This is a genomic window from Ectopseudomonas oleovorans (genome assembly GCF_003052605.1).
In the GTDB taxonomy this organism is placed as follows: domain Bacteria; phylum Pseudomonadota; class Gammaproteobacteria; order Pseudomonadales; family Pseudomonadaceae; genus Aquipseudomonas; species Aquipseudomonas oleovorans_A.
The window spans coordinates 195,728-212,576 of sequence record NZ_QASO01000130.1 but is presented as its reverse complement, the minus strand read 5'-3'; the positions used below and the strand labels follow the sequence as shown (position 1 = coordinate 212,576).

Here is a 16,849-nt window from a genome sequence, read left to right as displayed (position 1 = left end):
GCCTTGAGGTACATCCAGCTGCTGTACGAAATCGAGCATGAAGTCCGCGACCTAGAACCGGATTTACGCCGCCGAATACGACAAGAAAAAGCCGTACCGGTGATGGACGCGTTGCATGCCTGGATGATCACCCAGCGCCTACTTGTGCACGATGGCTCGGCCATCAGCAAAGCATTGGATTACAGCCTCAAACGCTGGACGGCGCTGTCGCGCTATCTCGATGACGGCGCCGTACCCATTGACAATAATTGGGCAGAGAACCAGATCCGGCCATGGGCGTTGGGGCGCAAGAACTGGCTCTTTGCAGGTTCACTGCGCAGCGGTAAACGGACAGCGGCGATCATGAGTTTGATCCAGTCAGCTCGACTCAACGGGCATGACCCGTACGCCTATTTGAAGGACGTCCTCACGCGCCTGCCGACGCAGCGGGCAAGTGAGATTACGGAGCTGCTGCCGCATAGGTGGCGACTGGTTTAGTTGCGCAAGACGGGATGCCCAGACGCATACGTAGCACCAGCCGATGATGCATATTTGGACGATGAGTTTTACTGGTTAGCACAGGTTGAATGGCTTCAACCTGTAGATCCCACAAGTCCCGAGGGTGCTCGACTGACCGAGCTATTCACACAGCTGACAGATGGCGAACTGGTAGGGCATGAGCATCGTGCTCAATTCCTCGAACGATGCAGTCAGGTTGCACGCAACCAATCCGAGTTCGCTCCTCTGCTCAACACCCTGATTCAGGCAGCTCAGTATCTGCCCGAAAATGATGGAGCTGTGGATTGCCACATCACAAACGTCATGCGGCGGCCCTCCACAGGCATGATCGTTTGGAGCGACCCTATCCACTTCACGCCGGGATACATCACTGAGCCTCAACAGTTACAGATAAATGTGCTCCGCCAGCAGGTCGCACAATAGAGCAACCCGCCAGCGGATCAATCTGCAACAAGCTGTGCTTGAGAACGAAGCATTCGGGCCGACTGGAACACCGGCCAGTAGCGACTTCAGGCTAAGAAAAAAGCCCCTGCGGACTCGCGTCAGCAGGGGCTTTTACTTTCAAGCTACTGGCAAATTACTTTGGCCGAACCGCTTAACTTTGGCCGAAAGGGCAAATAACTTTGTCCACCTACAAATGATTAGAAGTCCAGGTTCGACACTGCCAGGGCATTGCTTTCGATGAAGTCGCGGCGCGGCTCCACAGCGTCGCCCATCAGGGTGTTGAAGATCTGGTCGGCGGCGATGGCGTCCTCGATGGTCACCTTGAGCATGCGGCGCACTTCCGGGTCCATGGTGGTTTCCCACAATTGATCCGGGTTCATCTCACCGAGACCTTTGTATCGCTGGATGCTGTGACGCTTGGTGCTTTCGGTCATCAGCCAGTCCAGCGCTTCCTTGAAGGTGCTGACCGGTTTCTTGCGCTCGCCACGCTGCACGTAGGCGCCTTCTTCCAGCAGGTTATTCAGCTGTTCGCCCAGGGTAGTGACGGTCTTGTAGTCATTGCTGGCGAAGAAGTCGCGGTTGAAGGTGGTGTAGCTGGAAAGGCCGTGAGATTTGACCTCAACCTCCGGCAGCCACAGGTGACGCTCGCGGTCTTCACGCAGACTGGCACTGTAGGTCTGGCCAGACTTCTCGGTAGTCTTCAGACGTGCAGCGAAGCCTTCCAGCCAGTTTTGCATGAAGGCCTGATCAGCGAGCTGCTCCAGCGGAATGCGCGGCAGATAGACGAAGTGCTCGGTGATGTCCTTGGGATAGACACGCGACAGTCGATCCAGGGTTTTCATGACGCCACGGTATTCGCCCACGAGCTTTTCCAGCGCGCTGCCGGACAGGCCTGGGGCATTCTCATTGACGTGCAGGCTGGCGTCTTCCAGAGCCGACTGGGTCATGTATTCCTCCATGGCCTCGTCGTCCTTGATGTACTGCTCCTGTTTGCCTTTCTTCACCTTGTACAGCGGCGGCTGGGCGATATAGATGTAGCCGCGCTCGATCAGCTCCGGCAACTGACGGAAGAAGAAGGTCAGCAGCAGGGTGCGGATGTGCGAACCGTCGACGTCAGCATCGGTCATGATAATGATGTTGTGGTAGCGCAGCTTGTCGATGTTGTACTCGTCACGGCCGATACCACAGCCGAGCGCAGTGATCAGCGTGCCGACTTCCTGCGAGGAAATCATGCGGTCGAAACGCGCGCGTTCAACGTTGAGGATCTTGCCCTTGAGCGGCAGGATCGCCTGGGTCTTGCGGTTGCGGCCCTGCTTAGCAGAACCGCCCGCGGAGTCACCCTCCACGATGTAGAGTTCGGACAGCGCCGGGTCTTTCTCCTGGCAGTCGGCCAGTTTGCCGGGCAGGCCGGCGATGTCCAGCGCCCCCTTGCGGCGGGTCATCTCACGCGCCTTACGCGCTGCTTCACGGGCACGTGCTGCATCGATCATCTTGCCGACCACGGCCTTGGCTTCGTTGGGATTTTCCAGCAGGAAGTCGGCAAAGTACTTGCCCATCTCCTGCTCGACCGCGGTCTTCACCTCGCTGGAGACCAGCTTATCCTTGGTCTGCGAGCTGAATTTCGGGTCCGGCACCTTGACCGAGATAATTGCAGTCAGGCCTTCACGGGCATCGTCACCGGTGGTGGCGACCTTGAACTTCTTCGCCAGACCTTCGGCTTCGATGTAGTTGTTCAGGTGTCGGGTGAGGGCAGAGCGGAAGCCCGCCAGGTGAGTACCACCGTCACGCTGGGGAATGTTGTTGGTGAAGCAGAGGATGTTCTCGTTGAAACTGTCGTTCCACTGCAGGGCGACTTCGACACCAACACCGTCTTCTTCACGCTGCACACTGAAGTGGAATACCTGGTTGACTACGGTCTTGTTGGTATTCAGGTACTCAACGAAGGCTTTCAGGCCGCCCTCGTACTTGAACAGCTCTTCCTTGCCGGTGCGTTCGTCACGCAGCAGAATGCCCACGCCGGAGTTGAGGAAGGACAGTTCGCGCAGACGCTTGGCCAGGATGTCCCAGCTGAAGTGGATGTTGGCGAAGGTTTCTTCGGAGGGCTTGAAGTGGATTTGCGTGCCGGTACCGTCGGTATCCCCGACAGCAGTCAGGGGGGCTTGCGGCACACCATGCACATAGGTCTGTTCCCAGATCTTACCGCTACGGCGGATGGTCAGTACCAGTTCCTTGGAGAGGGCATTGACCACCGACACACCCACACCGTGCAGGCCGCCGGATACCTTGTAGCTGTTGTCATCGAACTTACCGCCGGCGTGCAGCACGGTCATAATGACCTCTGCCGCCGAGACGCCTTCTTCCTTGTGAATGTCGACCGGAATACCACGGCCGTTGTCACGCACGCTGATCGACTCATCCGGGTGGATGGTGATGGTGATTTCGCTGCAATAGCCGGCCAGCGCTTCGTCGATGGAGTTATCGACCACCTCGAACACCATGTGGTGCAGACCACTACCATCGTCAGTGTCACCGATGTACATCCCGGGACGTTTGCGTACGGCGTCCAGTCCTTTCAGCACCTTGATGCTGGAGGAGTCGTACGTTTGGTTCTCGCTCATGCCTTCACTCCCGATGGTCTTGGGTCTGGGTGATACAGCCATGTTCCACGTGGAACATGGCAACCGGCGTATCCGTCTGCCAGCCTTCCCTCAATAATTCATGATCTACACAGGTGATGAATACCTGGCAGCACAAATCTTCCAGCAGCCGGCACAATGCCTGACGATGCTGTTCATCCAGCTCCGACGGTAGGTCGTCCACCAGATAGATACACTGGCCACGCTTGGCTTCGTTGACCAAGTGGCCTTGGGCGATGCGCAAAGCGCACACCACCAGTTTCTGTTGTCCTCGCGACAGAATCTCTGCCGCGTTATGCCCCGCCAGGCGCAGACGCAAATCGGCGCGCTGAGGTCCAGCCTGGGTGTGCCCGAGTTGCTGGTCACGGAACAGGGAAGTGGCGAGCACCTCACTCAGCTCTCGATCCTTGTCCCAACCTCGGTAGTAACTCAGGGTCAGACCTTCCAACTGCAGCAGCTCGGCAAGGGTTCGTTCGAACACTGGTTTCAAAGCCTGAATATAGGCTCGCCGATAGGTGTCGATCTCCTCGCTGGCACTGCATAGCTCGCGGTCCCATGCGGCCTGCGAAGCACCGTCAAGTATACCATGGCGCAGCCACGAGTTCCGCTGCCGTAGGGCTTTCTGCAGGCGTTGCCAGGCACCGAGAAAGCGCTGTTCCACGTGGAACACACCCCAATCGAGAAACTGCCGGCGAATCTTCGGTGCACCTTCAAGCAGTCGAAAACTATCGGGGTTTATCAGCTGTAGTGGCAACAGATCGGCTAGCTGCGCAGCACTACGCGCATTCTGCCCATCAATACGAATCAGCAGCTCACCCTGACGATCGCGAGAGATACCCAGATTGCTCGAGCCTCCCCCGGCCAACTGAACCTGACCGAAAATGGTGCAGGCGGGTTGTTCGTAATGGATGACTGGCTGCAGGCGGGTACTGCGGAAGGAGCGGGCGAGGCCGAGCAGATGGATCGCCTCGAGCACGCTGGTCTTGCCGCTGCCGTTGGCGCCGTGGAGGATGTTGATGCGGGAGGAGGGGGAGAGGGTCACCGGATGCAGATTGCGTACCCCGGTGACCGTGATACGGCTTAGGGACATTAAAGACGCATCGGCATGACAACGTAGGCAGAATTGTCGTTGTCGGCTTCCTGCAGCAGAGCACTGCTGTTGGAGTCGGAGAGGATCAAACGCACCTGCTCGGTGCCCATCACGCCCAGCACATCCAGCAGATAGCTGACGTTGAAACCGATCTCCAGGCCGCTGCCCGCATAGTCGACAACGATCTCTTCCTCGGCCTCTTCCTGCTCAGGGTTGTTGGCTTGAATCTTCAGCAGACCAGATGCCAGGGTCAGGCGAATGCCACGGTATTTCTCGTTGGACAGAATCGCGGTGCGGCTGAAGGCTTCGCGCAAGCCCTGACGATCCGCCAGCACCAGTTTGTCACCACCACGCGGTAGCACGCGCTCGTAATCCGGGAACTTGCCGTCGACCAGTTTCGAGGTGAAGGTGAACTCGCCGGTGTTGGCACGGATGTGATGCTGACCGAGAACGATGGCGACTTCGGCGTCCTGTTCGGTGAGCAGGCGAGCCAGTTCGAGAATACCTTTGCGCGGCACGATGACCTGATGCTTGCCTTCCTGCTGGATGACCGCTTCCATGGAGCACATGGCCAGACGGTGACCGTCGGTAGCGACCGCTCGCAGCAAACCGCTCTGTACTTCCAGGAGCATGCCGTTGAGGTAGTAGCGCACATCCTGCTGGGCCATGGCGAAGCTGGTGCCTTCGATCAAACGACGCAGCTTGGCTTGCGGCAGATTGAAGGTCAGCGAGCCTGGGCCTTCCTCGACGGTAGGGAAGTCATTGGCCGGCAGAGTCGACAGGGTGAACCGGCTGCGCCCGGCCTTGACCAGCAACTTCTGCTCGTCGACGCGAATGTCAATCAGCGCGTCGCTCGGCAGGCTCTTGCAGATGTCCATCAGCTTGCGCGCCGGCACGGTGATCTCACCCGGTTCGGCGGCATCTTCGAGTGTGACGCGGCCAACCAGTTCGACCTCGAGGTCGGTACCGGTCAGCGACAGCTGCTGGCCTTCGACCACCAGCAGGACGTTAGACAGAACCGGCAGCGTCTGGCGTCGTTCCACGACACCGGCGACCAGTTGCAGGGGTTTCAACAGGGCTTCGCGTTGAATAGTGAAATGCATGGTCTAGTCCCTTGCCTCGTGGAGCTGCATTGATTTGATCAGGTAGTCAGGGTGCGCAGCAGGTTCTTATAGTCCTCGCGGATGTCCGCGTCGGATCCCCTAAGTTCAGCAATCTTACGGCATGCATGCAACACCGTGGTGTGATCGCGGCCGCCGAAGGCCACACCGATTTCCGGCAGGCTGTGATTGGTCAGTTCCTTCGACAATGCCATAGCCACCTGACGCGGCCGGGCGATCGAGCGCGAACGGCGCTTGGAAAGCAAATCGGTGATCTTGATCTTGTAGTACTCAGCGGTGGTGCGCTGAATATTATCGATGCTGACCAGCTTGTCCTGCAGGGCCAGCAGATCCTTGAGCGATTCGCGGATCAGCTCGATGGTGATGTCGCGGCCCATGAAGTGCGAGTGGGCGATCACACGCTTCAGCGCGCCTTCCAGTTCGCGCACATTGGAGCGAATGCGCTGAGCGATGAAGAACGCCGCATCGTGCGGCAGATCGACCTTGGCCTGGTCGGCCTTCTTCATCAGGATCGCCACGCGGGTTTCCAGTTCCGGTGGCTCGACGGCCACGGTCAGGCCCCAGCCGAAGCGCGATTTCAGTCGCTCTTCCAGGCCTTCGATCTCTTTCGGGTAGCGGTCGCTGGTGAGAATCACCTGCTGACCCCCTTCGAGCAGCGCGTTGAAGGTGTGGAAGAACTCCTCCTGGGAGCGCTCCTTCTTGGCAAAGAACTGGATGTCGTCGATCAGCAGCGCATCGACCGAGCGGTAGAAGCGTTTGAATTCGTTGATGGCGTTGAGCTGCAACGCCTTGACCATGTCGGCGACGAAGCGCTCGGAGTGCAGGTACACAACCTTGGCGTTGGGGTTCTTCGCCAGCAGGTGATTACCCACAGCATGCATCAGGTGAGTCTTGCCCAAGCCAACGCCGCCATACAGGAACAGCGGGTTGTAACCGTGCTTGGGGTTGTCCGCCACCTGCCAGGCTGCAGCGCGCGCCAACTGGTTCGACTTACCCTCGACGAAGTTATCGAAGGTAAAGGTGCGGTTGAGATAGCTGGTGTGCTTGAGGCCACCTTCGACCTGTACGGTACGTTCGGTGCGTGGCGCCACCGCGGGGGTCGGCGGTTGTGGCGCGGCGCCGCCCATGGAGTCGAAGCTGGCACGCGACGGCTCCTGCTGTGCAGGCGGCGGCACCGGCTTGCTGACGGATGCGGCGGCCTGAACCTGAGCGGCACGCGCAGCAGCAGGCAAAGGGGCCGTTGGCGCGACACGGGCAGTCGCTGCACGCTTGCTGCCTATTAATAAGGAAAGCGCAGGAACCAGACCGCCAGCGCGCTCACCGAGCAACTCGAGCAAACGGCCCAGGTACTTCTCGTTGACCCAATCGAGTACGAAACGATTCGGCGCATACACGCGCAGCTCGTCGCCTTCGGCTTCAACCTGCAGAGGACGGATCCAGGTGTTGAATTGCTGGGCCGGCAACTCGTCGCGCAAAAGCTCGACGCATTGCTGCCATAGTTCCACTGACACTGACTATCCCCTATCCAGGCGGCGATGCAAAAACAGCCGCTATTGTACCGGCCAACGACCGAGTTATCCACACAACAGGGACTAGATGGCCAAGTAAAATCAAAGCCTTAGTTCCATTAATCAGATTTATCAGTAGCTGCGTAAGCATTGTGGATAAGCCCCCCATAAGCTTCTGTAAAAGCCTGGGGATGAACGGGCGGATAACCCTGCTGTGGGTAACACGGCATTCTATCCTCAGGCTGTCTGCAGGACACGCACAGACGAACCACGCCTTTTGGACAGACTTATCATCGCCGGAAGAGCAAGCAGCGCACGGCAGCCAAAGGGTTGTCCACAGACGCCGACAGCACCATTCAACATAAACATAGAAAAAGAGCTTTAAACCCTTTTCCTTCTTTCTATTTCTATCTGGCGAATAAGGTTGGTTGGAAATTGACCTACCGCGCGGCTTTCTCTAGAATTGCCGGTCTCTTAAAACCGGGGTCATACCGACCCTAGTCGATCACCCAGGTAACGCACCATGAAACGCACTTTCCAACCCAGCACCATCAAGCGCGCTCGCACCCACGGTTTCCGTGCCCGTATGGCCACCAAGAACGGCCGTGCCGTCCTGTCGCGTCGTCGCGCCAAGGGCCGCAAGCGTCTTACTGTCTAATTAATCCAGACAAGTGGTGAGTCGAGGCTTCGGCCGGGAAAAGCGACTGCTGACTCCCCGGCAATTCAAGGCAGTCTTCGACTCCCCAAGCGGTAAAGCTCCGGGCAAAAGTGTCCTGCTGCTAGCGCGCGATAACCAGCTTGATCATCCCCGCCTAGGTTTGGTGATCGGCAAAAAGAGCGTCAAGCTCGCCGTCGAGCGCAACCGCATCAAGCGTCAAATCCGCGAGTCCTTTCGCCTCAATCAGGACAACCTGACAGGCTGGGACATCGTGGTGGTCGCCCGCAAAGGGCTAGGCGATCTGGAGAATGGCGAACTTGCTCAGCAGTTCGGCAAACTCTGGAAACGCTTGGCCCGAAGCCGGCCCAGTCGCGACGCAGACTTATCCCCCGGGACAAGCGACAATCCCCATGCGTAAAGCGGCTCTAGCCTGTATTCAGGTGTATCGCTACGCCATCAGTCCGCTGATGGCCAGTCATTGTCGCTTCTATCCCAGCTGCTCCTGCTATGCCTACGAAGCCATCGAGCAACATGGCTTCCTGCGTGGTGGCTGGCTGACAGCGCGCCGTCTCGGTCGCTGTCACCCCTGGAATGCCGGCGGTTTCGATCCAGTTCCACCCGTTAAAACATCCCGTTCCCCTTCGATGGCCGAATAATCATGGATATCCAACGTTCGATCCTGATCGTCGCCCTGGCAGTCGTGTCCTACCTCATGGTCCTACAATGGAACGAGGACTATGGCCAGGCTGCCCTGCCAGCCGAGGTTAGTACCTCGACCGCTGCGACGCCTGCCCTGCCCGACACCCCTGCTGCAACCGCCAGCACCAGCGGCGACGACATTCCCACTGCCGTGGCCGAGCCGACTGCTGCTGCCGTTGCGCCTACCGCCGCTGTCAGCGACGAGCTGATTCGCGTCAAGACCGATGTGCTGGATCTGGCCATCGACCCGCGTGGTGGCGATATCGTGCAGCTGCGTCTGCCGCAGTACCCGCGTCGTCAGGACCGCCCGGACGTTCCGTTCCAGCTGTTCGATAACGGCAACGAGCGTACCTACCTGGCACAGAGCGGCCTGATCGGTCCTAACGCACCGGACAAATCCAGCGGTCGTTCCCTATGGAGCAGCGAGAAGCAGAACTACGAGCTGGCCGAAGGCCAGGACAGCCTGGTGGTCGATCTCAAGCTCAGCGAGAACGGCGTCAACTACATCAAGCGCTACAGCTTCAAACGCGGCCTCAACCCGCAGTGCTCGGCGCGTGAGCAACAGTTGAAGAAACCTGGCTGCATCGATCCGTCCGCCTATCAGGTTGACGTGCGTTACCTGATCGACAACCAGAGCGAGCAAGCCTGGAGCGGCAACCTGTTCGCCCAGCTCAAGCGCGATAACAGCGGCGACCCGTCCTCGACCACCGCTACCGGCACCGCCACCTACCTCGGCGCGGCACTGTGGACCCCCGACGAGCCGTACAAGAAGGTGTCGATGAAGGACATCGACAAGCAGCCCTTCAAGGAAACCGTACAGGGCGGCTGGGTCGCCTGGCTGCAGCACTACTTCGTCACTGCCTGGGTACCGAGCAAGGACAGCACCAACCTGGTACAGACCCGAAAGGACAGCCAGGGTAACTACATCGTCGGCTTTACCGGCCCGTCAGTGCAGGTCGCTGCCGGCGCGCAGGGCGAAACTGGCGCGATCCTCTATGCCGGTCCCAAGCTGCAGGAGCACCTGGCCACCCTGTCGCCGGGTCTGGAACTGACCGTCGACTACGGCTTCCTGTGGTTCCTGGCGCAACCGATCTTCTGGCTACTGGAAGCGATCCACAGCGTGCTCGGCAACTGGGGTTGGTCGATCATTGTCCTGACCATCATCATCAAGCTGATCTTCTTCCCGCTGTCGGCTGCCAGCTACCGCTCCATGGCGCGTATGCGCGCCGTATCGCCGAAACTGCAGGCGCTGAAGGAGCAGTTCGGCGACGACCGCCAGAAGATGTCCCAGGCGATGATGGAGCTGTACAAGAAGGAGAAGATCAACCCGCTGGGCGGCTGCTTACCGATCCTGGTGCAGATGCCGGTATTCCTCGCCCTGTACTGGGTACTGCTGGAATCGGTCGAGATGCGTCAGGCGCCCTGGCTGCTGTGGATCACCGACCTGTCGATCAAGGATCCGTTCTTCATCCTGCCGATCATCATGGGCGCGACCATGTTCATCCAGCAGCAGCTCAACCCGACGCCGCCGGACCCCATGCAGGCCCGCGTGCTGAAGCTGATGCCGATCATCTTCACCTTTTTCTTCCTGTGGTTCCCGGCTGGTCTGGTGCTGTACTGGGTGGTCAACAACATCCTGTCCATCGCCCAGCAGTGGTACATTACGCGCAAGATCGAAGCGGCAGCGAAAACGGCCAACGCCTGATTCGCCAAGGCTGCCAAGCATCAAGCAAACGCCCCATGATTGGGGCGTTTTGCTATCCAAGCATTTATCGTAGGAGCGAGCTCTGCTCGCGAATCGCTGTATCCACAAGTTTCGCGAGCAGAGAATCAGGCTTCCCCCTCGCTCCCATATTCAGCCGTACGCATCGAGTAAACCGCCATGAGCCACGCCCGAGACACCATTGCCGCCGTCGCCACTGCCCAGGGTCGGGGTGGTGTGGGCATCGTGCGGGTATCCGGTCCTCTTGCAGGTCAATTGGCTCAGGCCATTTGCCGACGCGAGTTGAAGCCGCGCTTCGCTCATCACGGGCCGTTCTATGGCGAGAGCGAGCTGACGCTGGATGAAGGTCTGGCCATCTACTTTCCTGGCCCCAACTCCTTCACTGGTGAAGACGTACTGGAACTTCAGGGCCACGGTGGCCCGGTGGTGCTCGATCTGCTGCTGCACCGCTGCATGGCGCTGGGGGCACGCCTGGCGCGACCTGGTGAGTTCAGTGAACGCGCCTTCCTAAATGACAAGCTCGACCTGGCTCAGGCCGAGGCCATCGCCGATCTGATCGAAGCCAGCTCCGAACAGGCCGCACGCAATGCCCTGCGTTCGCTGCAGGGCGAGTTCTCCAAACGCGTGCATGCACTGACCGAGTCTTTGATCCAGCTACGCATATACGTCGAAGCCGCCATTGATTTTCCCGAAGAAGAGATCGACTTTCTCGCCGATGGCCATGTGCTGAGCCAGCTCGACAGCGTGCGTACAGACTTATCCACAGTATTGCGCGAAGCGGGCCAGGGCGCCCTGCTGCGCGACGGTATGACCGTGGTCATCGCTGGCCGGCCCAATGCCGGCAAATCCAGCCTGCTCAATGCCCTGGCCGGGCGCGAAGCGGCCATCGTCACCGATATCGCCGGCACCACCCGCGATGTGCTGCGCGAACATATCCATATCGACGGCATGCCCCTGCACGTGGTCGATACAGCGGGTCTGCGCGATACCGACGATCAGGTCGAGCGCATCGGTGTGGAGCGTGCGCTCAAGGCCATCGGTGAGGCTGACCGTGTGTTGCTGGTAGTGGACTCCACTGCGCCGGAAGCCGCCGATCCCTTCGCCCTGTGGCCGGAGTTTCTCGAGCAACGCCCGGATCCTGCGCGCGTCACCCTGATCCGCAACAAGGCCGATCTATCCGGCGAAGCGGTAGCGCTGCAAACCAGTGCCGATGGCCACGTCACACTCAGCCTGTCGGCCAAATCTACCGATGGCCTCGATCTGCTGCGCGAGCACCTGAAGGCCTGCATGGGTTATCAACAGACCGCAGAGAGCGGCTTCAGCGCTCGGCGGCGCCACCTCGAAGCGTTGCTGAAGGCGCAGCAGTACCTTGAGCACGGCCGCAACCAGCTCACTCTGATGGGCGCCGGCGAACTGCTGGCCGAGGATCTACGCATGGCCCAGCAGGCATTGGGCGAGATCACCGGCGCCTTCAGCAGCGACGACCTGCTGGGGCGGATCTTCTCCAGCTTCTGCATCGGCAAGTGAAACCTTCCTCCATGCATGCCCTTGCCTACAGGGCTCTTGTAGGAGCGGATTTATCCGCGAAAGCGCATGCGTGCCTACCATCAATCTTTCCCCTCCTTGTCATTCCCGGGTTTTCACCCGGGTTAAGAACCCTTGCGCGTCGTCTTGATTCGCGGCGGGGCATCCACTCGTTCACACATCTGACTGGACTTACGCGCCGGGCAGATTTCCCCACAAACGAGCTTACTGGATCACCAATGAATGGGCTGCTGCTGCGCATCTACTGAGTTATTCAGGCCCAAATAAAACCTGTGGAAAACCGCCCCTGAACCCTGCCCATAACCCTATGACAAAGCTGGGCGTAACCACCCCTGTGGGTAACTGGCACTTCCATCCACAGTGGTTCAGCAGCTTTCTCAGTGGAAGCGAGCAGGATCGACACAGGCTTATCATTCGCTATACACCTCTAACAGCAAGGGTTACAGAAGGTTATCCACAGAAAGGGCTTGCTCTATACATAAACATAAAGAACAAGCTTTATAAAAATTCTCTCTTTCTATTCTTTATAGGCATGAGTGTATTTCTCACGGGTCGGAGAGTGATCAGGTAAGGAGGTCGATTGGAAAGGCCCGTGCTATCCGGTTGGCTATTTTTTGTGCAGAAGGCTTCATTCAGCAGCCTTAAGTCCCTATACTTGCCGCCTTTCTTTCAGACCCCTTCTCAACAGGCACGAGGTGCGTGGTGGATTTCCCTTCCCGTTTTGACGTGATCGTGATCGGTGGCGGTCATGCCGGTACCGAAGCAGCCCTGGCTGCAGCACGCATGGGCGTGAAGACCCTGCTGCTCACCCACAATGTCGAGACCCTCGGCCAGATGAGCTGCAACCCGGCCATCGGCGGGATCGGCAAGAGCCACCTGGTCAAGGAAATCGATGCCCTTGGTGGCGCCATGGCCACTGCTACCGACAAGGGTGGCATCCAGTTCCGTATCCTCAACAGCCGCAAGGGTCCAGCCGTTCGCGCCACACGTGCGCAGGCCGACCGCGTGCTGTACAAGGCAGCGGTACGAGAAATTCTGGAAAACCAGGCCAACCTGTGGATTTTTCAACAGGCTGCCGATGACCTGATTGTGGAAAACGCCGAGGTCAAAGGCGTGGTTACCCAGATGGGCCTCAGGTTCCACGCGGATTCCGTGGTGTTGACCACAGGCACCTTCCTCGGCGGACTTATCCACATTGGTCTGCAAAATTACTCCGGTGGTCGTGCTGGCGACCCACCTTCCATAGCTCTGGCGCATCGCCTGCGTGAGCTGCCGTTGCGCGTCGGTCGCCTGAAAACCGGTACGCCGCCACGCATCGACGGCCGCTCCGTGGATTTCTCGGCGATGACCGAGCAACCGGGCGATACGCCGACGCCGCTGATGTCATTCCTCGGCAAGCGCGAGCACCAGCCACAGCAGATCAGTTGCTGGATCACCCACACCAACGCCCGCACCCACGAGATCATCGCCGCCAACCTCGACCGTTCGCCGATGTACTCCGGGGTGATCGAAGGCGTCGGTCCGCGCTACTGCCCGTCGATCGAGGACAAGATCCACCGCTTCGCCGACAAGGACAGCCATCAGGTGTTCATCGAGCCGGAAGGCCTGACCACCCATGAGCTGTACCCCAACGGCATCTCCACTTCACTGCCGTTTGACGTGCAGCTTGAGATCGTACGTAGCATCCGTGGCATGGAGAACGCGCACATCGTGCGCCCGGGCTACGCCATCGAATACGACTACTTCGACCCGCGCGATCTCAAGTACAGCCTGGAAACCAAGGTCATCGCCGGCCTGTTCTTCGCCGGGCAGATCAATGGCACCACCGGCTACGAAGAAGCCGGTGCCCAAGGCCTGCTGGCCGGCTGCAATGCGGCGTTGCGCGCGCAGGGCAAGGAGGCCTGGTGCCCGCGTCGTGACGAAGCCTACATCGGCGTGTTGGTCGACGACCTGATCACCCTGGGCACCCAGGAGCCGTACCGCATGTTCACCTCACGTGCCGAATACCGGCTGATCCTGCGCGAGGACAACGCCGACCTGCGCCTGACCGCTAAGGGGCGCGAACTGGGCCTGATCGATGACGAACGCTGGGCAGCTTTCGAAGCCAAGCGCGAAGGCATCGTGCAGGAAGAGCAGCGCCTGAAGAACACCTGGGTGCGCCCGGGCACGCCGCAGGGCGATGCCATTGCAGCACGCTTCGGCACGCCGCTGGCCCACGAATACAACCTGCTCAACCTGCTGGCTCGCCCGGAGATCGACTACGCCACGCTGATCGAACTGACTGACGCGCCGGTTGTGGATAACCAGGTGGCCGAGCAAGTCGAGATCAAGACCAAGTACGCCGGCTACATCGACCGCCAGCAGGACGAGATCGCCAAGCTGCGCGCCAGTGAGGACACCAAGCTGCCGGAAGACCTGGACTACAGCAGCATTTCCGGGTTGTCCAAGGAAATCCAGTTCAAGCTCGGCAATACCCGCCCCGCCACCCTTGGTCAGGCTGGGCGCATCCCCGGCGTTACCCCGGCAGCCATCTCGCTGTTGCTGATTCATCTGAAGAAGCGCAGCGCTGGGCAGAAGCTGGAGCAGAGCGCCTGATGTCGGTCACTCAACGTCACGCCGAAGAACTGCTCCAGGGCGCCCGCGAACTGGGTATCGAGCTCAGCGCGTTGCAACAGGAACAACTGCTCGCCTACCTGGGCCTGCTGATCAAGTGGAACAAGGCCTACAACCTTACCGCGGTGCGCGACCCCGACGAGATGGTCTCGCGCCATCTGCTCGACAGCCTTTCGGTAGTCCCCTTCGTGGCCGAACGTGGGGATAACTGGCTTGACGTCGGCAGCGGCGGCGGCATGCCCGGTGTACCGCTGGCGATCATGTTCCCCGAGCGCCGCTTCACGCTGCTCGACTCCAACGGCAAGAAGACTCGTTTTCTGGTGCAGGTGAAGCTGGAGCTGAAACTCGCCAACCTCGAGGTTGTCCACAACCGGGTCGAAGCGTATCGACCGGAGCAGCCTTTCGACGGCATCAGCTCGCGGGCTTTCAGCAGCCTGGAAGATTTCAGCAACTGGACGCGCCACCTCGGCAACGCCGACACGCACTGGCTTGCGATGAAGGGCGTGCACCCGGATGACGAGCTGCAGGCGCTGCCGACGGACTTCCGTCTCAGTGCCACGCACGTGTTGCGGGTTCCCGGTTGCCAAGGCCAACGCCATCTGTTGATACTGCGTCGCTCGGTCTAAGGGGAAAGAAAATGGCCAAGGTATTCGCGATCGCCAATCAGAAAGGCGGCGTGGGCAAAACCACGACGTGCATCAACCTGGCTGCTTCACTGGTAGCGACCAAGCGCCGCGTGCTGCTGATCGACCTCGACCCGCAGGGCAATGCGACCATGGGCAGCGGCATCGACAAGCACGCCCTCGAACACTCGATCTACGACGTGTTGATCGGTGAGTGCGACCTGAGCCAGGCCATGCAGTTTTCCGAACACGGCGGCTACCAGTTGCTGCCGGCCAACCGCGATCTGACCGCTGCGGAAGTGGCACTGCTGGAAATGAAGATGAAGGAGAGCCGCCTGCGTTATGCCCTGGCGCCGATCCGCGAGAACTACGACTACATCCTCATCGACTGCCCGCCGTCGCTGAACATGCTGACCATCAACGCCCTGGTCGCCGCCGATGGCGTGATCATCCCCATGCAGTGCGAGTATTACGCGCTCGAGGGCTTGTCCGATCTGGTCAACAGCATCCAGCGCATCGCCCAACTGCTCAATCCCAAGCTGCAGATCGAAGGTCTGCTGCGCACCATGTACGACCCGCGTATCAGCCTGACCAACGACGTCACCGCTCAGCTCAAGGAACACTTCGGCGACAAGCTGTATGACGCCGTGATTCCGCGCAATGTGCGCCTGGCCGAGGCGCCGAGCTTCGGCATGCCGGCGCTGGTCTACGACAAACAATCCCGTGGTGCCATCGCCTACCTGGCCTTGGCCGGCGAGCTGGTGCGCCGTCAGCGCGCCGCCGCGAAAACCGCTACCGCTTAAGGAACCCCCGCATGGCTGCGAAGAAACGAGGTCTGGGACGAGGCCTGGACGCCCTGCTCGGCGGCACCACCGTCAACGCCCTGCAGGAAGAGGCCGCCCAGGTCGACAGCCGCGAGCTGCAATACGTGCCGCTGGAGCTGATCCAGCGTGGCAAGTACCAGCCGCGCCGCGACATGGACCAGACCGCCCTGGAGGAGCTGGCGCAGTCGATTCGCGTCCAGGGCGTGATGCAACCCATCGTCCTGCGCCCGATCGGCGGCGGCCGCTTCGAGATCGTCGCCGGCGAACGCCGCTGGCGCGCCAGCCAACTGGCCGGCCAGGAGAAGATCCCGGCCATGGTCCGCGAACTGCCGGACGAAGCCGCCATCGCCATGGCGCTGATCGAGAACATCCAGCGCGAGGACCTCAACCCGATCGAGGAAGCCATGGCCCTGCAACGCCTGCAGCAGGAGTTCGAGCTGACCCAGCAGCAGGTCGCCGACGCCGTCGGCAAATCGCGGGTGACCATCACTAACCTGCTGCGCCTGATCGCCCTGCCGGAGGAGATCAAGACCCTGCTGTCCCATGGCGACCTGGAGATGGGCCATGCCCGCGCATTGCTCGGTCTGCCCCTGGAACAGCAGGTGGAAGCGGCGCGACACGTTGTCGCACGCGGCCTCACCGTTCGTCAGACCGAGGCCCTGGTGCGCCAGTGGCTGAGCGCCAAACCGGCACCGAGCAAGAGCAAGCCCGACCCGGACATCAGCCGCCTCGAACAGAAGCTCGCGGAGCGTCTGGGCTCGCCCGTGCAGATAAAACACGGCAACAAGGGCAAAGGCCAGTTGGTGATCCGCTACAACTCCCTCGACGAATTGCAGGGCGTCCTGGCCCATATCCGCTGAAACAATT

Annotated in this window: 15 protein-coding genes; 11 read left to right on the top strand and 4 right to left on the bottom strand. The window is 60.0% G+C overall.

Features of this window, described 5'->3' with window-relative positions; translation table 11 throughout:
• Together DBO86_RS24235 and DBO86_RS25945 are read left to right on the top strand one after the other, a co-directional pair.
• Positions 1-477, top strand: a 477-nt coding sequence (locus DBO86_RS24235; protein ID WP_146173183.1) for an IS66 family transposase, incomplete at its 5' end; no start/stop codon positions are given.
• 54 nt (positions 478-531) lie between these two features.
• The gene (locus tag DBO86_RS25945; protein ID WP_146173230.1) at positions 532-921 is read left to right on the top strand and encodes a hypothetical protein; all 390 of its coding nucleotides are present in this window, start codon (positions 532-534) and stop codon (positions 919-921) included.
• Between the two features lie 218 nt (positions 922-1,139).
• Here DBO86_RS25945 and gyrB read toward each other — a convergent pair whose 3' ends face one another.
• From gyrB to dnaA, 4 genes are read right to left on the bottom strand one after another with little or no spacing between them, the layout of a single operon-like run.
• On the bottom strand, positions 1,140-3,560 hold the full coding sequence (gyrB, locus tag DBO86_RS24230) for a DNA topoisomerase (ATP-hydrolyzing) subunit B (RefSeq protein ID WP_108235095.1): 2,421 nt from the start codon (positions 3,558-3,560) through the stop codon (positions 1,140-1,142).
• Positions 3,561-3,564: 4 nt separating this feature from the next.
• Entirely contained in the window at positions 3,565-4,668 is a 1,104-nt protein-coding gene (gene recF / locus DBO86_RS24225; protein WP_108235094.1) for a DNA replication/repair protein RecF, read from the bottom strand.
• A complete protein-coding gene (gene dnaN / locus DBO86_RS24220) occupies positions 4,668-5,771 on the bottom strand; it encodes a DNA polymerase III subunit beta (RefSeq protein ID WP_108235093.1) in 1,104 nt (367 codons plus the stop codon). The genes recF and dnaN overlap by 1 nt, the downstream gene beginning before the upstream one ends.
• A gap of 38 nt (positions 5,772-5,809) precedes the next feature.
• Positions 5,810-7,300 carry a chromosomal replication initiator protein DnaA gene (dnaA, locus tag DBO86_RS24215; RefSeq protein WP_074856725.1) on the bottom strand — a complete coding sequence of 497 codons (1,491 nt, stop codon included), beginning with the start codon at positions 7,298-7,300 and terminating at the stop codon, positions 5,810-5,812.
• A 520-nt stretch (positions 7,301-7,820) separates the two neighbouring features.
• Between dnaA and rpmH the strand changes: the two genes are divergently transcribed.
• The 9 genes from rpmH to DBO86_RS24170 all read left to right on the top strand — a co-directional run bounded on the left by rpmH (position 7,821) and on the right by DBO86_RS24170 (position 16,842).
• On the top strand, positions 7,821-7,955 hold the full coding sequence (rpmH, locus tag DBO86_RS24210; RefSeq protein ID WP_003246698.1) for a 50S ribosomal protein L34: 135 nt from the start codon (positions 7,821-7,823) through the stop codon (positions 7,953-7,955).
• Between the two features lie 13 nt (positions 7,956-7,968).
• Positions 7,969-8,373, top strand: a complete 405-nt coding sequence (gene rnpA / locus DBO86_RS24205) for a ribonuclease P protein component (protein WP_036994791.1) — start codon at positions 7,969-7,971, stop codon at positions 8,371-8,373.
• Positions 8,366-8,611 (top strand): membrane protein insertion efficiency factor YidD, encoded by a 246-nt coding sequence (gene yidD / locus DBO86_RS24200; RefSeq protein ID WP_061238809.1) that lies wholly within the window; start codon positions 8,366-8,368, stop codon positions 8,609-8,611. Before rnpA ends, yidD begins: the two co-directional genes overlap by 8 nt.
• A 2-nt stretch (positions 8,612-8,613) precedes the next feature.
• Positions 8,614-10,359, top strand: coding sequence for a membrane protein insertase YidC (gene yidC / locus DBO86_RS24195; RefSeq protein ID WP_108235092.1), 1,746 nt, complete (start codon positions 8,614-8,616; stop codon positions 10,357-10,359).
• A 177-nt stretch (positions 10,360-10,536) separates the two neighbouring features.
• Positions 10,537-11,904, top strand: a complete 1,368-nt coding sequence (gene mnmE, locus DBO86_RS24190) for a tRNA uridine-5-carboxymethylaminomethyl(34) synthesis GTPase MnmE (RefSeq protein ID WP_108235091.1) — start codon at positions 10,537-10,539, stop codon at positions 11,902-11,904.
• A gap of 720 nt (positions 11,905-12,624) precedes the next feature.
• Positions 12,625-14,517, top strand: coding sequence for a tRNA uridine-5-carboxymethylaminomethyl(34) synthesis enzyme MnmG (mnmG, locus tag DBO86_RS24185; RefSeq protein ID WP_108235090.1), 1,893 nt, complete (start codon positions 12,625-12,627; stop codon positions 14,515-14,517).
• Positions 14,514-15,161, top strand: coding sequence for a 16S rRNA (guanine(527)-N(7))-methyltransferase RsmG (rsmG, locus tag DBO86_RS24180; RefSeq protein WP_088339289.1), 648 nt, complete (start codon positions 14,514-14,516; stop codon positions 15,159-15,161). Before mnmG ends, rsmG begins: the two co-directional genes overlap by 4 nt.
• An 11-nt stretch (positions 15,162-15,172) precedes the next feature.
• Positions 15,173-15,961, top strand: a complete 789-nt coding sequence (locus DBO86_RS24175; RefSeq protein ID WP_108235089.1) for a ParA family protein — start codon at positions 15,173-15,175, stop codon at positions 15,959-15,961.
• A gap of 11 nt (positions 15,962-15,972) precedes the next feature.
• Positions 15,973-16,842 (top strand): ParB/RepB/Spo0J family partition protein, encoded by an 870-nt coding sequence (locus DBO86_RS24170; protein WP_108235088.1) that lies wholly within the window; start codon positions 15,973-15,975, stop codon positions 16,840-16,842.
• Positions 16,843-16,849 lie beyond the last annotated feature (7 nt).

Coding starts and splice junctions, on each gene's coding strand:
- gyrB (WP_108235095.1), bottom strand. CDS start 3,560: ATGAGCGAGAACCAAACGTACGACTCCTCCAGCATCAAGGTGCTGAAA.
- recF (WP_108235094.1), bottom strand. CDS start 4,668: ATGTCCCTAAGCCGTATCACGGTCACCGGGGTACGCAATCTGCATCCG.
- dnaN (WP_108235093.1), bottom strand. CDS start 5,771: ATGCATTTCACTATTCAACGCGAAGCCCTGTTGAAACCCCTGCAACTG.
- rpmH (WP_003246698.1), top strand. CDS start 7,821: ATGAAACGCACTTTCCAACCCAGCACCATCAAGCGCGCTCGCACCCAC.
- yidD (WP_061238809.1), top strand. CDS start 8,366: ATGCGTAAAGCGGCTCTAGCCTGTATTCAGGTGTATCGCTACGCCATC.
- yidC (WP_108235092.1), top strand. CDS start 8,614: ATGGATATCCAACGTTCGATCCTGATCGTCGCCCTGGCAGTCGTGTCC.
- mnmE (WP_108235091.1), top strand. CDS start 10,537: ATGAGCCACGCCCGAGACACCATTGCCGCCGTCGCCACTGCCCAGGGT.
- DBO86_RS24175 (WP_108235089.1), top strand. CDS start 15,173: ATGGCCAAGGTATTCGCGATCGCCAATCAGAAAGGCGGCGTGGGCAAA.
- DBO86_RS24170 (WP_108235088.1), top strand. CDS start 15,973: ATGGCTGCGAAGAAACGAGGTCTGGGACGAGGCCTGGACGCCCTGCTC.